At 64.3% G+C, this 19,637-nt stretch carries 21 protein-coding genes and 2 pseudogenes; 20 read left to right on the forward strand and 3 right to left on the reverse strand.

Features of this window, described 5'->3' with window-relative positions:
* Positions 1-37 precede the first annotated feature (37 nt).
* Positions 38-1,258 carry a DUF7096 domain-containing protein gene (locus C487_RS01200; protein ID WP_006183839.1) on the forward strand — a complete coding sequence of 407 codons (1,221 nt, stop codon included), beginning with the start codon at positions 38-40 and terminating at the stop codon, positions 1,256-1,258.
* Positions 1,259-1,364: 106 nt separating this feature from the next.
* Complete coding sequence (locus tag C487_RS01205; protein WP_006183840.1) at positions 1,365-1,874, forward strand: type IV pilin; 510 nt, start codon at positions 1,365-1,367, stop codon at positions 1,872-1,874.
* A gap of 15 nt (positions 1,875-1,889) precedes the next feature.
* Here C487_RS01205 and C487_RS01210 read toward each other — a convergent pair whose 3' ends face one another.
* Positions 1,890-2,513 carry a methyltransferase domain-containing protein gene (locus C487_RS01210; RefSeq protein WP_006183841.1) on the reverse strand — a complete coding sequence of 208 codons (624 nt, stop codon included), beginning with the start codon at positions 2,511-2,513 and terminating at the stop codon, positions 1,890-1,892.
* 158 nt (positions 2,514-2,671) lie between these two features.
* On the opposite strand from C487_RS01210, the gene ahaH reads away from it, so the two are divergent.
* The 15 genes and pseudogenes from ahaH to C487_RS01285 all read left to right on the forward strand — a co-directional run bounded on the left by ahaH (position 2,672) and on the right by C487_RS01285 (position 17,261).
* Entirely contained in the window at positions 2,672-3,004 is a 333-nt protein-coding gene (gene ahaH / locus C487_RS01215; protein ID WP_006183842.1) for an ATP synthase archaeal subunit H, read from the forward strand.
* Entirely contained in the window at positions 2,991-5,276 is a 2,286-nt protein-coding gene (locus C487_RS01220; RefSeq protein WP_241431043.1) for a V-type ATP synthase subunit I, read from the forward strand. The genes ahaH and C487_RS01220 overlap by 14 nt, the downstream gene beginning before the upstream one ends.
* 227 nt (positions 5,277-5,503) lie before the next feature.
* Positions 5,504-5,779, forward strand: coding sequence for a hypothetical protein (locus C487_RS01225; RefSeq protein ID WP_006183844.1), 276 nt, complete (start codon positions 5,504-5,506; stop codon positions 5,777-5,779).
* Between the two features lie 24 nt (positions 5,780-5,803).
* On the forward strand, positions 5,804-6,385 hold the full coding sequence (locus C487_RS01230) for a V-type ATP synthase subunit E (protein ID WP_006183845.1): 582 nt from the start codon (positions 5,804-5,806) through the stop codon (positions 6,383-6,385).
* A complete protein-coding gene (locus tag C487_RS01235; protein ID WP_006183846.1) occupies positions 6,382-7,434 on the forward strand; it encodes a V-type ATP synthase subunit C in 1,053 nt (350 codons plus the stop codon). Before C487_RS01230 ends, C487_RS01235 begins: the two co-directional genes overlap by 4 nt.
* Positions 7,431-7,763 carry a V-type ATP synthase subunit F gene (locus C487_RS01240; RefSeq protein ID WP_006183847.1) on the forward strand — a complete coding sequence of 111 codons (333 nt, stop codon included), beginning with the start codon at positions 7,431-7,433 and terminating at the stop codon, positions 7,761-7,763. The genes C487_RS01235 and C487_RS01240 overlap by 4 nt, the downstream gene beginning before the upstream one ends.
* Before the next feature lie 3 nt (positions 7,764-7,766).
* Positions 7,767-9,530: an ATP synthase subunit A gene (locus C487_RS01245; RefSeq protein ID WP_006183848.1), complete on the forward strand. Its 1,764-nt coding sequence runs from the start codon at positions 7,767-7,769 to the stop codon at positions 9,528-9,530.
* Between the two features lie 2 nt (positions 9,531-9,532).
* Positions 9,533-10,951, forward strand: a complete 1,419-nt coding sequence (locus C487_RS01250) for an ATP synthase subunit B (RefSeq protein WP_006183849.1) — start codon at positions 9,533-9,535, stop codon at positions 10,949-10,951.
* A 75-nt stretch (positions 10,952-11,026) separates the two neighbouring features.
* A pseudogene (locus C487_RS01255) lies at positions 11,027-11,382 on the forward strand (IS1595 family transposase); the annotation flags it as partial.
* Positions 11,383-11,581: 199 nt separating this feature from the next.
* The gene (locus C487_RS01260) at positions 11,582-12,313 is read left to right on the forward strand and encodes a cupredoxin domain-containing protein (RefSeq protein WP_241431044.1); all 732 of its coding nucleotides are present in this window, start codon (positions 11,582-11,584) and stop codon (positions 12,311-12,313) included.
* Between the two features lie 326 nt (positions 12,314-12,639).
* Positions 12,640-13,002: pseudogene (locus C487_RS21385) on the forward strand (AMP-binding enzyme); the annotation flags it as partial.
* A gap of 120 nt (positions 13,003-13,122) precedes the next feature.
* Positions 13,123-14,268, forward strand: a complete 1,146-nt coding sequence (locus tag C487_RS01270; protein WP_006183853.1) for an extracellular solute-binding protein — start codon at positions 13,123-13,125, stop codon at positions 14,266-14,268.
* Between the two features lie 6 nt (positions 14,269-14,274).
* On the forward strand, positions 14,275-15,198 hold the full coding sequence (locus C487_RS01275; protein WP_006183854.1) for an ABC transporter permease: 924 nt from the start codon (positions 14,275-14,277) through the stop codon (positions 15,196-15,198).
* Position 15,199: 1 nt separating this feature from the next.
* On the forward strand, positions 15,200-16,162 hold the full coding sequence (locus C487_RS01280; protein WP_006183855.1) for an ABC transporter permease: 963 nt from the start codon (positions 15,200-15,202) through the stop codon (positions 16,160-16,162).
* Between the two features lie 79 nt (positions 16,163-16,241).
* The gene (locus C487_RS01285) at positions 16,242-17,261 is read left to right on the forward strand and encodes an ABC transporter ATP-binding protein (protein WP_006183856.1); all 1,020 of its coding nucleotides are present in this window, start codon (positions 16,242-16,244) and stop codon (positions 17,259-17,261) included.
* 29 nt (positions 17,262-17,290) lie between these two features.
* Here the strand turns inward: C487_RS01285 and C487_RS01290 are convergent, their stop codons facing one another.
* Positions 17,291-17,566, reverse strand: a complete 276-nt coding sequence (locus tag C487_RS01290) for a hypothetical protein (RefSeq protein WP_006183857.1) — start codon at positions 17,564-17,566, stop codon at positions 17,291-17,293.
* Positions 17,567-17,630: 64 nt separating this feature from the next.
* On the opposite strand from C487_RS01290, the gene C487_RS01295 reads away from it, so the two are divergent.
* From C487_RS01295 to C487_RS01305, 3 genes are all read left to right on the forward strand, one after another.
* Positions 17,631-17,834 (forward strand): zinc ribbon domain-containing protein, encoded by a 204-nt coding sequence (locus C487_RS01295; RefSeq protein ID WP_006183858.1) that lies wholly within the window; start codon positions 17,631-17,633, stop codon positions 17,832-17,834.
* A 110-nt stretch (positions 17,835-17,944) separates the two neighbouring features.
* Entirely contained in the window at positions 17,945-18,673 is a 729-nt protein-coding gene (locus C487_RS01300) for a V-type ATP synthase subunit D (RefSeq protein ID WP_006183859.1), read from the forward strand.
* A gap of 54 nt (positions 18,674-18,727) precedes the next feature.
* A complete protein-coding gene (locus C487_RS01305; RefSeq protein WP_006183860.1) occupies positions 18,728-19,147 on the forward strand; it encodes a DUF6276 family protein in 420 nt (139 codons plus the stop codon).
* 56 nt (positions 19,148-19,203) lie between these two features.
* Here the strand turns inward: C487_RS01305 and C487_RS01310 are convergent, their stop codons facing one another.
* Complete coding sequence (locus C487_RS01310) at positions 19,204-19,602, reverse strand: DUF5811 family protein (protein ID WP_006183861.1); 399 nt, start codon at positions 19,600-19,602, stop codon at positions 19,204-19,206.
* Positions 19,603-19,637: the final 35 nt, after the last annotated feature.

Raw genomic sequence — 19,637 nt, forward strand, 5'->3', positions numbered from 1 at the left:
GACCTGTTTTTGTATCAAGAGCCCGTACGGAGTGGCGATGACCAACGCGACCCCCGCCCTCCTCGCGTTGCTTCTCGTCCTCTCCGTGCCCGCGATAACGATCGTTGCGGCCGGGCCTGCTGACGGGGGTAACAGCGCCGTAGAGACGGTGCGGCTGCAAACGTCGCCCTCCCAGACGCCGACGGCGGTCAACAATACGACCAACAGACTCCCGCTCAGCGGCGAGGTCCGAAGCGAGTACACCGAGTACGGACCGGACCTCGGAACGGCGCTTGCGAGCGCGGACGACCAGCTCCGGGTCGACCACGACCAGTATACCATCGTCGATAGCGAGTTCGACGATGCGACGGGCGAGGAACGAAAAGCGATGATTCAGGCGGCCTACGACCGACTCAAGGACCGAGCGAACGAACTCGAGCAACGCGAACGCAACGTAACGAAGGCACACGCCGCCGGCGAGCGGTCGTCGGCGGAACTCCTCCGGACGCTGTTACGCAATCACAACGAGGCGGCGATGCTGTCGCGTGATCTCGAGGAACTGGGTAACCGAGCGGATCAGGTGCCGGGCTATTCGCTGTCGGGGAGCCGAACCCGTGCGACCCATACGACGCTCGATGCGCACCGAACGCCGCTCCGATCGACGCTCGGACGACTGTCCGAACGGCCGACCGACAACGTTCAGTACGATGTCGTCGTCTCGACCTCATCGACCGGCTACAGCGTCGCGATGATGGATGGCAATCAGTACGTCGTCGAAACGAGCCGGTTCGATAACCGCGACGAATCGGCACCGGACCAGTTCGAAAGCGGCGAGGCGTACGATCACATCGGCGACCTCTACCCGTGGGCGAGCGAGTTCGGCCCGTCCTTCCAGGATAACAGCCCCGGATACTACTGGGCGGACGTGGGACACGACCACGGTCGCCTCGAGTTCTACTTCGACAGCGGAACGGGTGACGTCTACCGCGAAATACAGGAGCTGTCCGTCTCGTCGCTTCCGACCGACGAAGACCGGACCTGGATCAGCAGCGGGCTCAAGCTGACGATGACCGAGACGGCTGCGGGCGGACCAGTGAAGGTGACGGTGGTCGACGCGGAGACCGGTGAACCCGTACGGGCAACCGTCTCCGTCGATGGCATCGAAGTCGGCGAGACCGACGACGGGACCCACTGGGTCGTGCGGCCACTCGGTCCCAGCGAGGTCACAGTGGAAACGGACGCCGGGAGCGTCAACGCGACGATCGACGCTGTCTTCTGATCGGGCTCCCGGGAGCGGACGAACGGGGCGAGAGCCATTCGGAGCCGGACACTCGATCCCCACCGCGACCTGAGATTTTTACGGGAACGAGCGACCAGAGCGGACCGTGAACCGAACGCGGGACCGTCGCGGCACGCGGCCAGCGGTATCGGCGGGCGGACGCGCCGTCAGTCCGGTCGTCGGAGTCGTTCTATTACTCATACTCACCGTTGCGCTCGGGGCCGTCGTCGCCGTCGGTGTCAACACCTGGGCGCTCGAGTCGCCCGAGCCGACGGCGAGCTTCGAACTCTCGGTCGACGGGGAGCGCTCGATGATCGCGATCGAACACGTCGCCGGGGAGCGCATCGACGTCGAGTCGCTGTCGGTAACGATCGCGGTAAACGGGCGCGCACTGAGCGCGCAGCCGCCGGTTCCGTTCGTCGGCGCGAGCGGGTTTGACGGGACTCCGGACGGGCCGTTCAACTCGAGGGCTGATTCGGACTGGACGGCTGGAGAGCGGGCCGCGGTCTCGGTCGCGGATACCAACACCCCGGCCCTCGGGACGGGGGACTCGGTTTCCGTGACCCTCGCCGTCGACGGGCAGCGGATCGCCGCCCTCGAGACGACGGCAACCTGAGACGGGGTTCGTCGCTTATTCCGGCGCGCGCCCGATCGTCGTGATCGCGACCTCGGGATCGTAGGACGGTCCCATGAACGCGTGTTTCACGTCCTCGAAGCCGGCGGTTTTGAACATGTGATCGGCCTCGTACTCGTCGTAGAAGAGCATGATCGAATCGGCGAGCAGTTGGCTGACGACGTTGTCGGGATAGTTCGGGCCGACGACGAGCACCTGACCGCCGGGTTTGAGAACGCGGCGGAACTCACGGAGCGCGAGGATCGGGTTGGGCCAGTACTCGATCGACCCCGACGACCAGACGACGTCGAACGTGTCCGTCGCGAACGGGAGTCGTTCGGCGTCGCCGCGGTGGAAATGGACTGGCGGGGCGCGTTTACCGAACTTCTCGTAGGCCTGTTCGAGCTGATGCTCGCTCTGATCGAGGGCGTACACCTCGTCGACGTGCTCGAGTAACCCCTCGGTCGCGAACCCGGTCCCGGAGCCGACATCGAGGACCGTCATGTCGTCCTCGATCTCGAGCAAGGAGAGGGCCTCGGTACGCATTGCTTCGGTCCAGATGAAGGGGTTCACCTGGTCGTAGACCCGTGAGAGGTACTTGTAGAACAGTCGAGCACGGGCCTTGTTCTCGAGAAGTCCCATTACTGAAGCGTTTCGATCCGATCGGCATATGTCTGCTGTTCTCGGCGGGACGAACGGCTGAGTAAGGACGAATTACCGACCGACCGAGGGCGAATCGCGCTGAGGCACTTTCGCAACTACCATATACGCGCTCTGGCAAACGTCCGACTGCTTAGAGTATGCCGAGGCCAGAGGTTCTCGAACGAATTAAGTCGGCGGAAGAGGAGGCCGACGAGATCGTCGCATTGGCAGAGAACGACCGCGACGAGCGAATAGCCGAGGCCCGGGAACGCGCCGAGGAGATTCGCACGGAAGCGGAACAGGAGGCCCAGGAGTTGCGGGAGCGCCGCCTGGAGGAAGCTCGCGAGGAGATCGATGCGGACTGCGAGCAGGTCCTCGAAGAAGGCGAACAGGAGCGTGAGGAGCTCGCCGAGCGCGCCCGGAAACGGGCCGACGACGTCACCGACTACGTCGTCGAACTGTTCCAGGAGGACGTTCATGCTCAGACCTGAGCGAATGAGCAAGGTCTCGGTGACCGGCTCCAGGGGCGTTATGCCCACGGTCATCGAGACGGTTCACGAGCTGCGCCTGGTGCATCTGTCGGATTACGACGGCTCCTGGGAGGCGTTCGACAACGGCGACCCGATGGCGGGTGCCGACGACGCCTCCGAGAAGCTGATCACCGTCCGCGCCCTCCAGAGCACCCTCGATCTCTCGGCCGACGAGGCCGAGCCGGGGACCCTCGAGGAGGGCTGGGAGGCGCGACTCGAGGAGATCCGTACGCGGATCAACGAACTCGACGACCGGCGCGCGGAGATCAACGACGAACTGCGGCAGGTCGACGATCGGATCGATCGCGTGGCTCCGTTCGCGGAGCTCGGCATCGATATCGATCTGCTGTCGGGTTACGAGTCGGTCGACGTCCTCGTCGGCGAGGGCTCGCTCGAGGACGTCGAGGCGGCCGTCAGCGCCTCGGCTGACATTCGGGCCTTCGAGACGTTTACCGGCGGGAACGTCGTGGCGATCGTCGCCGCGCCCGCCGAGAGCGCCGACGAAAGTCCGATCGACGACGCCCTGGTCGGCGTCGAGTTCACCCGCTACGAGGTGCCCGATACCGACCAGAGTCCCGACGACTACGTCGCGGACCTCGAGAGTCGAAAGCGCGACCTCGAGTCCCAACTCGACGACATCGACGCGGAACTCGAGGAGGTCAAGCGGGAGGAAGCCAGCTTCCTCCTGCGTGTCGAAGAGGAGCTGACGATCGAGGTTCAGCAGGCGGAAGCGCCGCTGCAGTTCGCGACGACCGACCACGCGTTCGTCGCGGAGGGCTGGCTCCCGACCGAGGAGTACGACCGGCTCGTCGCGACACTGAACGATGCGGTCGGCGACAGTGTCGAGGTCGAAGAACTCGTCCGCGCTGACTACAACGACGAGGGATATCCGACGCGGACGGAAGACGTCGACCACGGCGGCTCCGGCGGTGCCGAGGAGACGACCGAGGAGGAAGAACGGGACGTCGCGACGCAGGAGGCGATCGCCGACGGCGGAACGACCGCGGCCAGCGGCGACATCGTGACGATGGTTGACGAACCGCCGGTCATTCAGGACAACACCGGTCCCGTGAAACCGTTCGAGTTCCTGCTTCGGCTGATCGACCGACCGAAGTACAGCGAACTCGACCCGACCGTCGTCTTGCTGTTGACGTTCCCGGCGTTCTACGGCTTCATGCTGGGTGACCTCGGCTACGGGATGTTGTACACGGTCGCCGGCTTCTTCCTGTACAGTCGATTCGACGAGGACATCATCCGAAGCCTGGGTGCGATCGGCATGTGGGCCGGCGGGTTCACGATGCTGTTCGGCGTCCTCTATGGCGAATTCTTCGGGATGCACTTCCTGGGAGAAGTCCTCTTCGGCGGCAGCCCGCCGTTGCACAAGGGACTCCAGCCCGTGTACGCGAACTACGGCCAGACGTGGCTCATGGCGAGCGTCCTGATCGGACTCGCCCACCTCACGCTCGGCTACGCCTTCGGGTTTGTCAACGATCTCGACCACGGCGTCGGCGACGCATTCCTCGAGAACGGCTCGTGGGCGCTGCTCATGATCGGCGTCTGGGTCTGGATCTTCAGCCGTCACGGCGTCGGACCGGCGCCGGAGTTCAATGGCCCGAAGCCGTCGTTCCTCTACACCTCGCTCGGTAGCGGACCCGAGGCGGCGTTCGAACTCGGCTTTACGGGCTTCTCGGCCGAGACCGGTCTCTTCATCGGCCTCCCGGTTGCGGTGATTGGGCTGGTGACGATGATCTACGGTGAAGTCAAACACTACGGCGGGCTCGGCATCATCATCGGCGCACTCGAGAGCTTCAACGTCCTTGGTGACGTGCTCTCGTATCTGCGAATCGCCGCAGTCATCCTCGCGAAGGCAGGCATGGCGTTCGTCGTTAACATGCTGTTCTTCGGGGTGTACGTCGTCGAGACCGAGCACGGCGCGGAGTGGCACTTCGGTACAAGTCACGCGCCCCAGCACATGCTCGAGCAGGGAACCTACCACGGTCACGAGGTGACCGAGGTCATGTTCGGCGGCCTGCTCCACGGGGGTACCCTGATGGCCGTCATCGGCGTGATCGTCCTCGTCCTCGGCCACGTTGTGGTCCTCCTGCTGGGGATCACGAGTGCCGGGCTTCAGGGAATCCGTCTCGAGTACGTCGAGTTCTTCAACCGGTTCTACGAGGGCGGTGGCCGGAAGTTCGAACCGTTCGGCGGGATTCGATCCGACGACGAGAACTAACCCCCGTCGGCTATCGTCTCGGCGACCAAATCTCGTGCTAGTTCGACTCGTATTTTCTCACCTGTATCGAAAGGATAATACCCCTGGATAGCAAGTATCGAGGGTTATAACGGGGAAATCGGCTGTTTGGTTTGGGAAGTTTTAAGAACACGCTGGGGAGTAGTACCATCTGTCCGGTTGCAAAACCACGAGGAAACTCAAACATGACAATCGAAACTCTCCCCGAAATGGCGCTCGTGCTGAACAGTCTCGCAGAGAACGCGGTTGCACTGCAGGAGACCGCCGCTCCGGCCGGGAACGGCGGTCCGGCGATCGAGCAGGGTGCGGCAGCGGCGCTGGGCATCGGTCTGGCGGCTATCGGTGCGGGGTATGCGGAGCGAGCGATCGGTGCATCGGTCGTCGGCGCGCTCGCCGAGGACTCCATCTCGCCGGGTATCGGCATTCTGCTGACGGTCCTGCCCGAGACGCTCGTGATCTTCGCACTGGTCGCGCTCTTCGTCTAAAGCGTCCCATCGAACTTTCTTACAATGAGTTTGGATACAGTCGTTGAGGACATTCGAGAAGAGGCTCACGCGCGTGCGGAGGACATCCGCGCTGAGGGCGAAACGCGCGCCGAAGAGATCGAGTCGGCCGCCCAGGAGGATGCAGACGAGATCGTCGCCGACGCCGAAGCCGACGTCGACCGCGAGATCGAGCAGTTGCGCGAACAGCGACTCTCCAGTGCGAAACTGGAGGCGAAACAGCAGCGCCTGGAGGCACGCCGCGACGTCCTGACGGAAGTCCGCGAGGCGGTCGAGGACGAACTCGCCGCCCTCGAGGGCGAGATCCGCGAGGGGATTACCCGCGACCTGCTCGAGGCGGCGACGGTCGAGTTCGACGAGGGCAACGACGTCGCTGTCTACGGCCGGTCCGATGACGCGGAGTTGCTCGAATCGATCCTCGCCGACTACGACGGCTACGAATACGCCGGTGACTACGACTGTCTCGGCGGCGTCGTCGTCGAGAGCGAGGCCTCTCGCGTCCGCGTCAACAACACCTTCGATTCGGTGCTCGAGGACGTCTGGGAAGACAACCTTCAGGAGATCAGTAACCGACTCTTCGAGCAATGAGTACGGGAGCCTCGAATCCGGAGTACGTGAACGCTCGCGTTCGCTCGCGTCGAGCGGCGATGTTGTCCGACGAGGACTACCGCAAGCTGATCCGGATGGGGCCGAGCGAGATCGCGCGGTTCATGGAGGAAACGGAGTACGAACAGGAGATCAACGCGCTCGGAACGCGGTTTTCCGGCGTCGACCTGATCGAGTACGCACTGAACCGCAACCTCGCGAAGCACTTCGACGACCTCCTCGAGTGGTCCGAAGGGCAACTCTACGACCGCATCGTTCGGTACCTCCGGAAGTTCGACGTCTGGAACCTGAAGACGATCGTCCGCGGAATCTATACGGATTCCGACCCCGAGGAGATCAGTACGGATCTCATTCGGGCCGGCGAACTCGACGACGGGACGATCGACCGGCTGGTCGAAGTCGATTCGATCGAGGACGTCATCGAGATTCTCGACGGGACGATCTTCGCCGAGCAACTCGAAGACGCCTACGAGGAGTTCGAAGAGAGCGGCGCGCTCGTGCCCCTCGAGAACGCGCTCGATCGCGCGTTCTACGAGAACCTGCTCGAGGACCTCGGCCGACCCCGGGAGGGGCCGGAAGCGAAGTACGTCGAGTTCCTCGAGGCCGAGATCGACTTCCTGAACGCACGGAACGCGTTGCGCCTCGCACGGAGCGGGGCCGATCTCGACCCCGCCGCCTACTACATCGACGGCGGCGTGTTGTTCGACGAGTCGGACCTGAACCGCTTGGTCGGCGATTACGACGCGCTCGTCGACCACATCGCCGAGAACAAACGCTACGGCGACCGCCTCTCGGAAGCACTGGATCGGCTGCGCGATGCTGACAGCCTTATCCAGTTCGAGCACGCACTAGACGCTGCGTTGCTCGAGTACGCCGACACGCTCTCGAGCGTGTACCCGACCTCGATCTCGCCCGTTCTGTCGTTCGTCCTCGCCAAAGAGCGCGAGGTCGAGAACATCCGCGCGATCGCGCGGGGTCGCGAGGTCGGACTCGACGAAAACGAGATCGAAGAAGAGCTGGTGATCCTATGAGCCAGGAAATCGCAGTCGTCGGCAGTCCGGAGTTCACCACTGGCTTCCGCCTCGCGGGAGTGCGACGGTTCGAGAACGTCCCGGACGACGAGAAAGACGAGCGGCTGGATGCGGCGGCGACGGCGGCCCTCGAGGACGAGGGCGTCGGCATCGTCGTCATGCACGACGACGACCTCGAGTACCTGTCGCGGTCGGTCCGCCAGGAGGTCGAAACGAGCGTCGAGCCGGTCGTCGTCACGATCGGGAGCGGCACCGGTGGCGGCGGACTGCGCGACCAGATCAAACGCGCGATCGGTATCGACCTGATGGACGAGGACGAAGAGAGCTAAACTATGAGCCAGGCAGAAGACATCGAATCCGTCGACGAAGACGGTGTAATCGAAAGCGTGAGTGGTCCCGTCGTGACCGCCACGGACCTCGACGCCCGGATGAACGACGTCGTCTACGTCGGCGACGAAGGACTGATGGGCGAGGTCATCGAGATCGAAGGGAACCTGACCACGATTCAGGTCTACGAGGAAACCTCCGGCGTCGGCCCGGGCGAACCCGTCCAGAACACGGGCGAGCCTCTGAGTGTCGACCTCGGGCCGGGCATGATGGACTCCATCTACGACGGCGTCCAGCGCCCGCTCGACGTCCTCGAGGACAAGATGGGGACGGCGTTCCTCGACCGCGGGGTCGACGCCCCCGGTATCGACCTCGAGAAACAGTGGGAGTTCGAACCGACCGTCGAGGAAGGCGACGCGGTCGAACCCGGCGACGCCGTCGGTGTCGTCGAAGAGACCGTCACCATCGACCACAAGGTCATGGTGCCGCCGGACTACGAGGGCGGTGAAGTCACGTCGATCGAGAGCGGCGAGTTTACCGTCGAGGAGACGGTCGCCGAACTCTCGAGCGGCGAGGAGATCCAGATGCACCAGGAGTGGCCGGTCCGCGAGGCCCGTCCCGCCGGTGACAAGGAGACGCCGACCGAGCCGCTGGTGACGGGCCAGCGCGTCCAGGACGGCCTGTTCCCGCTCGCGAAGGGCGGGACGGCGGCGATTCCCGGACCCTTTGGCTCCGGGAAGACCGTCACCCAGCAGCAACTCGCCAAGTGGTCCGACGCGGACATCGTCGTCTACATCGGCTGTGGCGAGCGTGGCAACGAGATGACCGAGGTCATCGAGGACTTCCCGGAACTGCCGGACCCGCAGACCGGGAACCCGCTGATGGCCCGGACCTGCCTCATCGCCAACACGTCGAACATGCCCGTCGCGGCCCGCGAGTCCTGTATTTACACGGGCATCACGATCGCAGAGTACTACCGCGACATGGGGTACGACGTCGCGCTGATGGCCGACTCCACCTCGCGGTGGGCCGAGGCCATGCGGGAGATCTCGAGTCGACTCGAGGAGATGCCCGGCGAAGAGGGCTACCCCGCGTATCTGGCGGCCGCGCTCTCGGAGTTCTACGAGCGCGCCGGCAAGTTCCAACTGATCAACGGCGGCGAAGGCTCGATTTCGGTCGTCGGGGCGGTCTCGCCGCCGGGCGGTGACTTCTCCGAGCCGGTCACCCAGAACACGCTGCGTATCGTCAAGACGTTCTGGGCGCTGGACGCCGACCTCGCGGAGCGTCGGCACTTCCCCTCGATCAACTGGAACGAGTCCTACTCGCTGTACAAGGACCAGCTCGACCCGTGGTGGGAGAGCAACGTCGCCGGCGATTGGGCGGAGACCCGCCAGTGGGCGGTCGACGTGTTAGACGAAGAGGACGAACTCCAAGAGATCGTTCAGCTCGTCGGGAAGGACGCGCTGCCGGAGGACCAGCAGCTCACGCTTGAGGTCGCACGGTACCTGCGTGAGGCCTGGCTCCAGCAGAACGCGCTCCACGACGTCGACACCTACTGCGAACCCGAGAAGACCTACCGGATGCTCGGCGCGATCAAGACGTTCAACGACGAGGCCTTCGACGCACTCGAGGCCGGTGTGCCACCCGAAGAGATCACGGACGTCGACGCTGCGCCACAGCTCAACCGGATGGGCACGGCCGAAGAGTGGGACGAGTTCATCGACGAGATCGAGAACGACCTCAAAGAACAACTACGAGCACTGTACTAACGATGAAAGAGTACCAGACTATCACGGAAATCAGCGGTCCGCTGGTGTTCGCCGAGGTCGACGAGCCGGTCGGTTACGACGAGATCGTCGAAATCGAGACCGAGGACGGGCGAACGCTCCGCGGCCAGGTCCTGGAATCGAGCGAAGGGATCGTCTCGATTCAGGTGTTCGAAGGCACGGGCGGGATCGACCGCAACGCCTCCGTTCGCTTCCTGGGCGAGACGATGAAAATGCCCGTCACCGAGGATCTGCTCGGGCGGGTGCTCGACGGGTCCGGGAACCCGATCGACGGCGGTCCGGAGATCGTCCCCGAGGAACGACACAACATCGTCGGCGAGGCGATCAACCCCTACTCCCGGGAGTATCCCGAGGAGTTCATCCAGACCGGGGTCTCCGCCATCGACGGCATGAACACGCTGGTCCGGGGCCAGAAGCTGCCGATCTTCTCCGGCTCGGGGCTGCCCCACAACGAACTCGCACTCCAGATCGCCCGGCAGGCGACCGTTCCGGAGGAAGAGGAAGGCGACGACGATGGGTCGGAGTTCGCCGTCATCTTCGGCGCGATGGGGATCACCGCCGAAGAGGCAAACGAGTTCATGGACGACTTCGAGCGCACCGGTGCACTCGAGCGCTCGGTCGTCTTCATGAACCTCGCGGACGACCCGGCGGTCGAGCGACAGGTCACGCCACGACTCGCGCTCACCACGGCCGAGTACCTGGCCTTCGAGAAGGACTACCACGTGCTGGTCATCCTGACGGACATGACCAACTACTGTGAGGCGCTGCGCGAAATCGGTGCCGCACGTGAGGAGGTCCCGGGACGCCGTGGCTACCCCGGTTACATGTACACCGACCTGGCGCAACTCTACGAGCGCGCCGGTCGTATCGAGGGCAAGGAAGGGTCGGTCACGCAGATTCCGATCCTGACGATGCCCGGCGACGACGACACGCACCCGATTCCGGACCTGACCGGCTACATCACCGAGGGCCAGATCATGATGGATCGGGACCTCAACAGTCAGGGGATCGAGCCGCCGGTCAACGTCCTGCCCAGCCTCTCGCGGCTGATGGACGACGGGATCGGCGAGGGCCTGACCCGCGAGGACCACGGCGACGTCTCCGACCAGATGTACGCCGCCTACGCGGAGGGTGAGGACCTGCGCGATCTCGTGAACATCGTCGGTCGCGAGGCGCTCTCCGAGCGGGACAACAAGTTCCTCGACTTCGCCGACCGGTTCGAGGCGGAGTTCGTCCAGCAGGGGTACGACACCAACCGCTCGATCGACGACACGCTCGAGCTCGGCTGGGACCTGCTCTCGGATCTGCCGAAGACGGAACTCAACCGGATCGACGAGGAACTCATCGAAGAGCACTACCGCGAAGACGAGTCGGAAACTGCCGAAGCCGTGCAGGCTGACTGATCGGCCCAGGTTTACTGGGATCGATCTTCCATCGGAGATCGTTGATACTGGTGTCGTACAACGGTGACAAACTACCCCGTGTTCATTCTCGCTGATCGCAGAACTGGAAAGCGGTGCCTGCTTCCGGCGAAAACAACGGACGAGTCGCTGATCGTCTCGACCGACGGCTTTCGGGCGTCCGAACCGCCCAAGGAAGACGACGCATTCGACCGTGAATACGTTGTCCATGGCGACGGTGACGACGCCGACGACGAGGTTCACGTCAATACCTGCGAGAGCCACGCGTCGCTGACGCGACGGTGGGTCTCGCCGCATCGAGGCATCTCGAAGGACAAACTCACACAGTCTCTCGGAGTGTTTCAGCGACGGCGGGAACTATACAGAAAAGCGGAAAAGATGCGCTCAAACACGCCATTCGAGCGACGCTCTGAGCTCAACAGTGTGCTACGCGCAAGCGACCTCGGTTTACGCCGTTGGATTTCCTCGGTCGCAAAAATCAGGTAAAATACCTCACTGCTCCCATCGTCGCGTCGAGTGAAACCACGATCTACTTCGCTTGCCGTGATACGTTGCCGCTCTTGCTCCGTCTATACAGAAGGTTTATATATTCTTACAGAGATTGGTTTTTTGATGAAAAGACGTGATTTACTCACGACATTTACAGGCTCGGCTCTCCTGCTTTCTGCTGGCTGTCTCTCGAACTCGTCACAATCTCGAGTTTGCGATGCTGTCGAGATTACCCGAGCGTCCGTCTCCGTGGACTACGGGTGTGGTGCCGGTCCACTCAGGTCCGGGAGTGTAGAGGGACAAGCAGGGGACTGCAACGAAGAACTAATCCTCGAAATGGTCGACGAGGACGAGACCATCGAGGAAGTTCCCTTCGAGACCAATCACGGTCGGTGGTCGATCGGTTTCGGCGAGGGTCCAGGACAAGTACGGACGATTCCCAGTCCCGGCGACAAACGTGTACGGATTCGTGGCCCGGAGAGCGATATCCTTGCGTCGGAGCAACTCACCGTGTCTCACTATCTGGATGCGCCAACTGTCAATGTTTGGCGGCCCGAGTTCGAGCCTAAGACAGTGTCGGTCGGCGAGGACGTCACGGTAATATTCAGCATTGCAACGTTCGGTGCTGGGACGGCATTCACTGCCACACTCCTGGTCGACGGCGAAGCGGTAGAAACTCGCGACGGGAGAGTCGACAGTGGGGTAGACTGTCAACATGCCAGCGGCCCGGAGTACGAGTTCAGTTACACCTTCGAGGAACCGGGTGAGCACGAACTGGCGGGCAGAATCGCCGTCGACGGTTCCTCAAAGGAAGGTGAGACTAGGTCGATTGGAACGGTGACCGTGACCCAATGAGTCAGGACACGATATGCTGCTCGTGTCGTGGGTCGCGTACTCGGTCATGTGGTTCGTCGGGGCCGAAGGACTCGGTATTCTTCCCAAAACTGGGAGACCGGGCGTTCGTGCTGCTCGAACTCTCCGCGAAGGTCGGATCGGGTTCGTGGTGCTCCGGAGCCACTCGGTGCTCAACGCTGCGAACATCGTGCGGGTGGGCGACGGCTCCGTAAGTTCCCCCCGCTTCTCCGCTCGGTACTTATACGACGGAACCACCACTGCGACCATCCGGACCGTCGAGGACGAGTTCGGCTGGTACCTCAAACACGTCTACGGGGTGACCAAGACGGGACCGCAAACAGGATATCATCGGTATCTTCGGTGGCGAGAACATCTCGAGCATCGAACTCGAGGACACGCTGTTCGATCACGAGGGGGTCGCGGACGCGGCGGTGATCCCGGCACCGAGCGACGAGTGGGGCGAGACGCCGAAGACCTTCGTCGTGCCGTCGAACGGCGATCCGGCCGATCCGCCGGTGTCGGCCGACGAGTTGACGGCGTTCATCCGCGAGCAACTCGCGGGCTACAAGGCTGTCCGCCGAATCGAGTACGTCGACGAGTTGCCGGCGACCGCGACTGGCAAGGTCCAAAAATACGAACTTCGCCAGGAGGAGTACGACGACGAAGAGCGGATGGTCGGACAGGGCTGACGCTCGCGGCCGGCGGAGGGTAGGGACCGAACCCAACTGCTTCGTGTCGCTACGGCCATCTATATAGGTCAGCATTCCTAACATAGCAACGGATTAGTACGTTTTGGCGGATGCTCGGGTATGTCCGAGCCGACAGGGACGACACGACGCGCAGTGCTTTCGAGTGGGGCCGCCGCCGGGATCACCTCGCTGGCGGGCTGTCTGAGCGATTTTACCGGCGAGGGCGGCGGCCAGACGTACACTGTTGGGTACGATGACTACGAAACGGATGTCGACACCGCCGCGTTTCCCACGGAGTTGCAGATCTATTGTGTCCAGACCGGGTGGTCAAACTGGGGGGCCGTCATGGAGGCGTTCGAAGACGAGTACGGGATCTCGCTGTACGACGCGCAGGGATCGTCCGGCGAGGCGCTCGAGGACATGCGCGCAAACGCACGGAACCCGACCCATTCGGCGTACAACGGCGGCTACTCGTTCGGCCTCGAGGCGATGAACGACGAACTGACGACCGACTACAAGCCGGCCAACTGGGACGTCGTCCCCGACGATCTGAAGACCGACAACGGGCACGTGACCGCGACCCGACAGATGACGACCGCGGTGACGTACCGGGCGGACATCTACGAGGAGCGGGGCCTCGACGCGCCCGAGACGTGGGAGGACCTGAAACACCCCGACATCGCGAAGGATCTCGCCTTCACACCGCCGCATACCGCCAACGGACAGGCGTCCGCGCTGTCGGTCAATCGGGCCTACGGCGGCGATCTGGACGACCTCGATCCGGTCATCGAGTACCACGAGGAAATCGCCGACCATGGGGCGGACTTCCGGCGCAACGTCGAGGGGCCGATGACCAGCGGCGAGATCTCGACCGTCGTCGAGTACGACTACACCGGGCTGAACCTCAAGTACAACAACGACGAGTTCGACGAGGACCAGATCGAGGTCACGATCCTCGAGGGGCCCGACGGTGAACCGGGCGCGATGAGCGTCCCCTACGGCTACGCCCTCCTGCGGAACGCGCCCAACCCCGAGGCGGCGAAGTTGTTCATGGACTACGTCCTGACCGAGGACTGTCAGGAGCTGTTTTTCGACGCCTACGTCCGCCCGATCCGGGCGGACGAACTCGACCAGCCCGACGAGTTCCCCGACCAGTCGTCCTACGAGGCGGCGGGCTTTACCGTCGACCAGGAGACCCTCGTCGAGAAGCAGACCGACATCCAGGAGGAACTCGTCGACCGAACCCCGCTGCAGGGAGCCCAGTGATCGCGGATGTCGGTCCGGAAATCGGCGACGGCGTCGGTCCGTCGAATCGCGACGCTCGCGTCGACGACTGCCCGTCCGACGACCGAACGCGAGCGCGAGCGCCGGCGGATCGCGGTCCTCTGTCTCCCCTTCTTCGCGCTGGCGATCGTAGCGGGGTTCGTCCCGCTGGCGATGCTCGTCCGGATCAGCTTCGCGGAGGACACGATCTGGATGGTGGGCTGGTCGTTCGGGGCCTGGGAGACGCTCGCGACGACCCCGGCGTACCGGCGGGTCGCCTGGAACACGCTGTGGTTCGTCGGGCTGGCGACGGCAGTCAGCGTCGCGCTCGGGGTCGCCGTCGCACACGCCCTCGAGAAGTACGACTTGCCGGCGGAGCGGGTCGTCGTCGCGGCGGTGTCGTTCCCGATCGCGCTGCCGGGGATCGTCGTCGCCTACCTCATCACGGTCTTGCTCGGCAACCAGGGAGTGGTCACCAACGCGATCGCGACCGTGACCGGTGCGAGCGCACTCGATCTCGCGAGCGCGACGGCGATCACCGGCCTCTTTCTGGGCTACGTCTACTCGCTGTTGCCGCGGGCGACGATGGTGCTTCGGGGGACCTACGCGGCGGTCAACACACAGGCCGAGGAGGCGGCCCGCGCGCTCGGTGCCAGCCGCTGGGAGACGTTCTATCACGTGACGCTCCCCGAGATCAGGCCGGGCATCGCCGCCGCCGCGATCCTCACCTTCCGCTCCGGCCTCGCGATCTTCGGGACGGTACTCATCCTTCAGAGTCATCAGGTGGTCACGCTGCAAATACACAACGAGATCAGCGTCGGCTCGTACGCCCCGGACGTGGCGGCCGCGATCGGACTCGTCTACGTGGTCTTCATCGTCGCGTTCACGTTCGTCGGGCTGCGGTTCGTCGACGACGACGCGGTGGAGGTCTGAGATGACCGGGGACACGTCACCGCGAGCGGACGACGGCTCGACCGCGGTCGAGAACGTGGACACCGTGGCCGTCGCCGCGTCGACGACTGGTTCCGACGGTGGCTCGGTAACGGCAGCCCGGAACCGCCGCTGGTCGTGGGCCGGCAGGGCCCTCTCGACGCTGTTCGGTCGTCCGATCGTCACCGGCATCGTCGCCATCGTGACCGCATTCCTGACGGTGCCGGTACTCGTCGCGTTCGTCTCCTCGTTCGCGGAGAGCGGCAGCGGCGTCCTGCCCACGGGATTCGTCACGCTCGATCACTGGCGGCAGGTCCTCGGGTTCGGCGAGTACGGCGTCCGACAGAACGCGATCCCTGGGCTGACCTACAGCCTCCTGATCGCGACCGGCGGGATGATCCTGAACGTCTTGGTCGGCGTTCCGATCGCGTACGCGCTCGCGCGATACGACTTCTACGCTCGGAACTGGATCAACACGTTCGCGATATTGCCGCTCGTACCGGGACTGATCCTCGGGATCGCCTTCATCCAGACCTACCCCGAACACGGGCGATCGTCACTAGGACTGCTCGCCGGCTACTGTCTGCTCAAATCGCCCTACATGGTGTTGACCGTGCAGAGTTCGTTCCAGTCGATGGATCTGGTCCGCCTCGAGGAGAGCGCCCGATCGCTTGGGGCCTCGTGGCCCCGAGCCGTCCTCACCGTTATCGTCCCCCAGGCAAGACGCGGAATCGTCGCCGGCGCGATCATCACCTGGACGCTCGCGGCCGCGGAGTTCAACTTCACGCACAAGGTCGCCAGCGGTAGCCCCGATCCGTTCGCGATGTTTCTCTATCGCAACATCGCGACCAATGCCTCGTACCTGCAGTCGGCGGCGGCGGTGTCCGTCTACTTCCTGATCGTCGTGGCCGCGATCGTTGTCCTGCAACTGCTCGGCAAACGAGGGTTCTCGACCGCACACCAATGAGACACGCTCCGACGGAGAGACGGCGTCGAATCGCTCGCACACCGATCGACCGGCTCGCACTCGAGGGGGGTGAGCGCCCGTGAGCGACGTCACCCTCGAGTCACTGACGAAGGCCTACGGCGACGAGGTGGCCGTCGACGGGATCGATCTGACGATCCGGGACGGCGAGATCCTCGGGGTCGTTGGCCCCTCGGGCTGTGGAAAGACGACGACGTTGCGGACCATCGCCGGCTTCGAGACGCCGACGCAGGGCCGGGTGCTGTTCGACGGGGTCGACGTGACACACGTCCCACCCGAAGAGCGGAACGTCGGGTTGGTCTTTCAGTCCTACGCCCTGTTCGACACCATGACCGTCCGCGAAAACGTCGCGTTCGGGCCGAAGATGCACGGAGTCCCGAAGGCCGAGCGCCGGAAGCGGGCCGACGAACTGCTCGCCATGCTCGACATCGCCGAGTTGGCCGACCGGCGGCCGACGACGCTGTCCGGCGGCCAGCAACAGCGGGTCGGCCTCGCGCGAGCGCTCGCGATCGAACCTCACGTCCTCCTGCTCGACGAGCCGATGACGGGGTTAGACGCCGAACTCAAGACCCGGCTGCGCGACGAGATCGGCGGCCTGCTGGCCGACCTCGAGGTGACCGCCCTCTACGTCACCCACGACCAGGAGGAGGCGATGGCGATGTGCGATCGGATCGCGGTCCTGGCTGACGGCACGCTCGAGCAGGTGGGCCCGCCCGCGGAGATCTACCGCCGGCCTGCCAACCCCTTCGTCGCGAACTTCGTCGGGAGTTCGACCCTGCTCGAGGGCGTCGCCGAGAACGGCCGCGTCGATCTGGGCTTTACCGAACTGCCCGTGGCGGCCGAGACGAACGGTTCGGTCCGGATCGCGGCCCGGCCCGCCGCCTTCGAACTCGGTTCGGGGCCGCTCGAGGCCGACGTGGCGGACGTGACGTACCTCGGGGACCGAACCCGGCTCACGGCGACGCTCCCCGACGACACGACGGTGACGCTCCACGCCGACGGGATCGACGGCTACCGGGTCGGCGACTCGGTCCCGCTCTCGATCGACGAACAGCGGGTCCACGTTCTCGAGACGGATTGACGACCGACGATAGCACCGGCCACTGTACGCTACGTGCGTCGATCGCCCCACTCATCGCGGTCGTCGCGGTCGACCCCTGCTGGCCGGCCGTCTCGCGCGTCGGGCTCGCGGTGAGCGCCCCATTCCGCGGCCGTGTCATCGTCGGCGGCGCGGGTCGGTTCGCGGCCGCCGCGCTCCTTTGCGATCCGCTCCGCTTCCGCTCGATCGACCACGGTCGGGGCCGACGTTTCCTGACTGATCGCCAGCCAGAGGACGAACGGCACAGCCAGGAGCGCGAGGACGACGAGTCCGAGAACGACGGACATAGTGTGGTGACTACTCGAGATGCCAGTCACAAAGATTTTATGAGCTGACAGGAGATGGGGGACTATGAGAGACGACGAGCACGGCTGTCCGAAGTGCGGTCACACGGAGACGGAGATCGACGAAATCTCGACGACGGGGAGCGGTCTCTCCAAGATGTTCGACATCCAAAACAGGCGTTTCCACGTCGTGAGCTGTACGAACTGCGGCTACTCGGAACTCTACAAGGGTCAGTCGTCGGGCGATATGGTCGACCTGTTCCTCGGTTGAGTAGCCTCCTCGAGAGCGACCCGCTGCCGTCGATTTCCCACGTCTCGAGCGCGAGCGATGCGCGGAAACTGTAAACAGTTATCCGACTGGGCCCGCTATCCCCCCACAAGATGGCCAACGACGTCAAGCCCACCCGCAAGAACTTGATGGCGATCGAGGATCGCATCGAGCTCTCCGAGCGGGGTCACGGCACGCTCGAGAAGAAACGCGACGGGCTGATCATGGAGTTCATGGACATTCTGGACAAGGCCCAGGACGTCCGCGGTGACCTCGCGCAGGACTACGAGGACGCCCAGAAGAAGATCAACATGGCCCGCGCGATGGAGGGTGACGTCGCCGTCCGCGGTGCCGCATCGGCGCTGCAGGAACACCCCGAGATCACCACCGAGTCCAAGAACATCATGGGCGTCGTCGTCCCGCAGATCGAATCCTCGCGGGTCTCCAAGAGCCTCGAGCAGCGCGGCTACGGGATCATGGGCACCTCCGCCCGCATCGACGAGGCCGCCGAGGCCTACGAGGACCTCCTGGAGAGCATCATCCTCGCCGCCGAGGTCGAGACGGCGATGAAGAAGATGCTCCGGGAGATCGAGACCACGAAGCGCCGCGTCAACGCCCTCGAGTTCAAGCTCCTGCCCGAACTCTACGAGAACCAGGAGTACATCGAGCAGAAACTCGAGGAACAGGAACGCGAGGAGACGTTCCGCCTGAAGAAGATCAAGGAAAAGAAGGAAGCCGAGGAGAAGGCGGAACGAGAGGCCGAGCGGGCAGCCGAGGAGGAGGCGGCACTCGAGGACGCACAGCCGGAGACCGCCGCGCAGTCGCCCGCGGCCAACCAGTAAGGCGGACCGTCCCATCGTCGAACGACCAGCCAGCCACCTGCACAGTCACTCCCGATGACCTGTTCCGAGTGCGGTGCCCCGACGATCCTGTGTTCCGTGCCGGCGGAGTACCGCACGGACGCGCCGGCAGCCGTCATCTCGTTCTGTACCCGCTGTCTGTCCCTCGAGCCGGCTCCGCAAGCGGACCGCGACGGAGCCGGAACCGACGAGGAAGCACCCGCTACCCCCGATTTCGAACGCGTCAGCGACGCGTTCCCGACTCGGCCCGAGCGTGCGGTGCCGTTCGCGCTGGCACTCGGTCTCTGCCCGTCGCTGGCGACGAACCGAACCGCTATCGAACTGCTGCTCAGGGAAGTCGAAAGTGCCGGCGGGGACCCGCTGTTGTTACTCGAGCGCCTCAGCGACGATCCGTCGGTCGAACCGGCGTTCGACCTCGAGCGGCGGCGCCACCAGCTCGAGCAGTTGCTCTACTGACGCGAACCGATACGTCGAAAAGCGGGTCGACGGGTTCGATGGCGCGAAGCGGTCGCCTACTTCCCGGTCGGCCGCACGTTGTTACTGATCGCCTGTTTCACCTGCAGGGCCGCACTCGCCGCGAGCCCGCGGGCGACTTCGTCGCGTTCGGCGGCGGTAATGACTTCCTCGGCGGCCACCGCTTCCTCGAGATCGGGCGTGAAGCCGGCGGAGACGGCGTGCCCGACCGGCGGTCGGACGGCGACGGTGACCTCCGGTCCGGTCATGCCGTTCGAGACGTCGGCGTCGACGACGTATTCGTTCGGGAGGAACTCGCGCGTGCGGGCCGCGATCCGCGAGACGTCGCGGTGGAGCAGCCGCTTTTGCGCGCTCGAGAGGTCAGGAACGTCCGCCGCTGCACGCTGCCCAGCACCAGTCTCGCCCGGTAGCCCTGCGTACGGCGTATTTCCGTTCATGAGAAGTGTGTGCTGTCTCTTATACACATCTCTGA

The sequence above is a fragment of the Natrinema pallidum DSM 3751 genome, assembly GCF_000337615.1.
GTDB classification, from domain to species: domain Archaea; phylum Halobacteriota; class Halobacteria; order Halobacteriales; family Natrialbaceae; genus Natrinema; species Natrinema pallidum.